Origin of the sequence: Methylacidiphilum sp. Yel, assembly GCF_004421185.1 — a bacterium.
In the GTDB taxonomy this organism is placed as follows: Bacteria; Verrucomicrobiota; Verrucomicrobiia; order Methylacidiphilales; family Methylacidiphilaceae; genus Methylacidiphilum.
The window spans coordinates 873-4,318 of sequence record NZ_LXQB01000035.1 but is presented as its reverse complement, the minus strand read 5'-3'; the positions used below and the strand labels follow the sequence as shown (position 1 = coordinate 4,318).

General features: G+C 43.1%; 2 protein-coding genes. Both read right to left on the bottom strand.

The genetic code is table 11. The features are described from left to right. Positions 1 to 1,604: hypothetical protein (locus tag A7Q09_RS06310; RefSeq protein ID WP_134390431.1), on the bottom strand; the 1,604-nt coding region annotated here is incomplete at its 3' end. Positions 1,605 to 1,945: 341 nt separating this feature from the next. Beyond that, positions 1,946 to 3,446, bottom strand: a 1,501-nt coding sequence (locus A7Q09_RS06305; RefSeq protein ID WP_166791938.1) for a hypothetical protein, incomplete at its 5' end; no start/stop codon positions are given.

Genomic DNA, 3,446 nt, shown 5'->3' with positions numbered 1-3,446 from the left:
AAAAGAAACACCCCACCAGATTTCGAAGCGGATAAGGCCGCCGCATGAATACCATTGGGATCGCTTATTTGAATCGATCCGCTTGGCAAATACACATTACCCGTAGCACTGCTTATCCAAAGATTAATGTTCGGTGTGGTTGTGAGTTGGTGCAGATATAATGGAGCAAAAGCGCTAATCGCTCCATTACCTGGGTTCGTAAAAGAATCTGTGGAAGCCGTTGGACTTGAAATCGCTAAAGTCCCATTACTAAACACGCTTCCCAGCGGAAACTGAGTGTTTAACTGGTTTGGGTTCTGAGCAAAAAGATTGATAAAATCATAGCCCTGCATCCACCCATGATTGATAATCGCTCCTTGCTGTGCCCACAAATCAATACCCCCTGTTGTCGAGCTTCCACTTATCGTCGAGCTCGCGTTCATCACTGCCCCAGCCTGATTAATGATTGACCCATTCACCCAAAGAACTAAGGTTGGAGTGCTTGGGATAGAGAGCAACTGACCTTGTGCATTGTAAAACGGTGCGGCTGGATAGGAAAAAATGGATCCATAGTTCAATAAAGACCCACGAGTAGAAAGAGTTTGAGGATCCAAAGTCTGTGCAAAAGCGATGTTCCCATAGTTATATAGCCAACCTTGCCACACCTCCTTGTTTCCAGTTCCCCATTGAATAAATGGACCCCCCGGCAAAACCACATTGCCCTTTGTAATGATGTTCCCGGAAGAAAGCAAGTAGGAATAGGTCGGGAACGAAAAAGGGCTGCCTGAAGAAGAACCGTTAATAGTAATTGACCCGCTGCTGCCGGAAATAGGAGTGGGTGCTATCCGAAACCCGTTATTGTCTCCAAGGACTCGGAACGAAAAGAGAAACTGATATCCAGAAAGAAAATCAAGAAAATGATTGGCAGAGCCTCCATTCAACGAGCTTGCAGTAGCAATCCCCACAGTAATCTGCGGAGCTGTCACTAAAAGGGCGCTTCCAACTGGGCTTCCTTTAGTAATAGGAGGAATATTTGTAGGTCCATAAGTTATCGAGGCTCCTGTCTGAATCGTGACATAACTGCCCGTCAATCCAGGGACTATTCCAAGCCCATACCCAGTAAAGTCTTGAGCCACCGAAAGAGGTACATTATAGCCAATAATTCCTACCCCTGCAGGAGAAGTAATAATTCCTGAAGAACCAACGACAATCCCACTGCCATTTGCTAAAATAAACGGTGCAGTTGATACAGATTGCACCCTTCCAAAGATCATCGAAGGGTTACCCGTAGTGTCTACGTTTAGCACTGGATTGTAAGCGGTGTTTGTTGAAGAAATAATAAAGATGGCACCGGATCCCACGTTAAATCCAGGACCAGAACCAGTCACATTTAAAGTGCCTCCTGAACTTTGCCAGAGAATCGCCGTTGGACTTGATACCGTCAGCGTTGCCTGATTAGGAGCTGTCAAGTTATAACTCACGCCACTTACCCCATTAGCTACCACTCCATGACCAGGAAGCTGGCCGAATCCAGGAAGGGCAAAAGAAGAAAGCCTTGTAAAAATTAAGCCGCAGGCAATTAAAAAGAAAATGGAACTTCCCAGCAGCCGATTCGTGTTTTTCATTGTGGTTCCCAGATCCGATTCTTTTCTATTTTTCTATAAAAGAATAACAAGAGATGCAAATCATAAATATAATAAACTTATTAATATTTTAATAGTAATGTGTTATAGTTTATAAAAGTTGAAATAAAAACACTTCTATTATTTAGAAGAACACAGTCTCATTGTCCTTCCCTATTTTTCTCGTTGGGACTTCTAGTCTATCCGCTAAAATTTAGCCCCCCCCTTACTCATATTTTTTTTTCTAAACCTTTCCTCCCATTCAAAACAAAAAAAAGGGAAGCTTATAAAAAAGCTTCCCTTTTTTTCTCTTTGTAAGAACCTAATTCCAATCCCTTAACCAATTATGGCCATGGGAATGAGCTGACCACCGGCCCGTTTGTCGTACTTAACACGGCTGTATAAATACTTGGAAAAACGGGCGATACGGGTGTTGCCACATACACCGCAGCGCTGATCGGTCCACTCGCATGCACTATCGTGTTGCCACTGGTCACAAAAGGCCCACTTACAAATATCTGTGGAGCCGATAAAAATACGCCTTGGTAATTTGGCCCAGCAACCGCCGTATACCCATTGTCAATCGTAGTATTCAGCGTCAACATCCCCCCTGCCTTTAACGCTACCCCTCCAGGAAACACAAACGCATTAGACAATCCTAAAATATCCGTACTCAAGGCATAAGAACTCGGAACGCTACCATTTACCGTCAGATTGCCAGTAGCATTCACAAGCAGATTCCCCCCAGCATTAGGTACAGGATTGGTTAAACCTGTTGTAGGACTAGTTACTGAATTAAAAAACGTACTGGTATCCGCTGAATCAATCGTCGCATTCCCATTCACATGCAGGTTAATAATCTGCGGAGCAATCCCATCAGCATCAATAAAAATCGAAGTAGAACTAAACGGTCCATTAGCAATGGTAAACCCGTTAAGAAGCGGATTGGTTGGACTAACCACATTCCGCACGTTACCTGTTACATTTAAATGAACCGTTTGGGCCGTCAATACCCCAGAACCCGTCAGATTATGCACAGAAAAGTTAACAGTTTTTGCCGTCACATTAGCATCCATGTTCATGCCGAAATTACCAACAGAGTTTGTATGAAAGTATGCATGTGACACTCCATTAGGATCGGCCGTATTAACAACCCCATTTAAAAACACTGAACCAGTAGTTGATATAATTCCCAAAAAAGAGGCAGGATTAGTCGATGAATTTGGATCAGTAATATTAATCGTTCCAGTATTCGAAATACTCCCAAAAATATAAGGTCCCAATTGATTTGGATTAGAAGCTTGGAGTGAAACTCTATCAAACCCACTGATCGTTCCCATGTTGTTAATCCCCCCTCCAACAGTTTTTAATAAGACGTTAAAGCCACCACCATCTATAGTCGCCCCTGGATTATTGGTAATACTTCCTCCAACAGTTATATTCAAATTACCTGCATTGGCCAAAATCGTCCCATTATTCACAATCGACCCAGTTGTTGATGCACCAGTAAGACTAGATGCAAAACTAAGTGTCCCATTATTGGTTAACACTCCCAAAGCTAGATTTGAACTATTCCCCGTTCCCCATTGTGTAAAAACCCCACCAGGAAGGATAAGATTCCCATTGGTCGTAATACTCCCAGAAGACCTAACAAAATCACCATTCAAAAAGCTATAAGTACCACTACTGGGCCCACTAATTGTAATAGACCCAGTACTTCCAGGAATCGGGGAGGGACCCGGAAGAAAAGTCCCTGTAGAAGGGGTATATCCAGTAAATTGATATCCTGAAAGCACATCAAAAAAATTAGTTGCAGTTATAGACCCAGGCGCAGCAATTCCGATA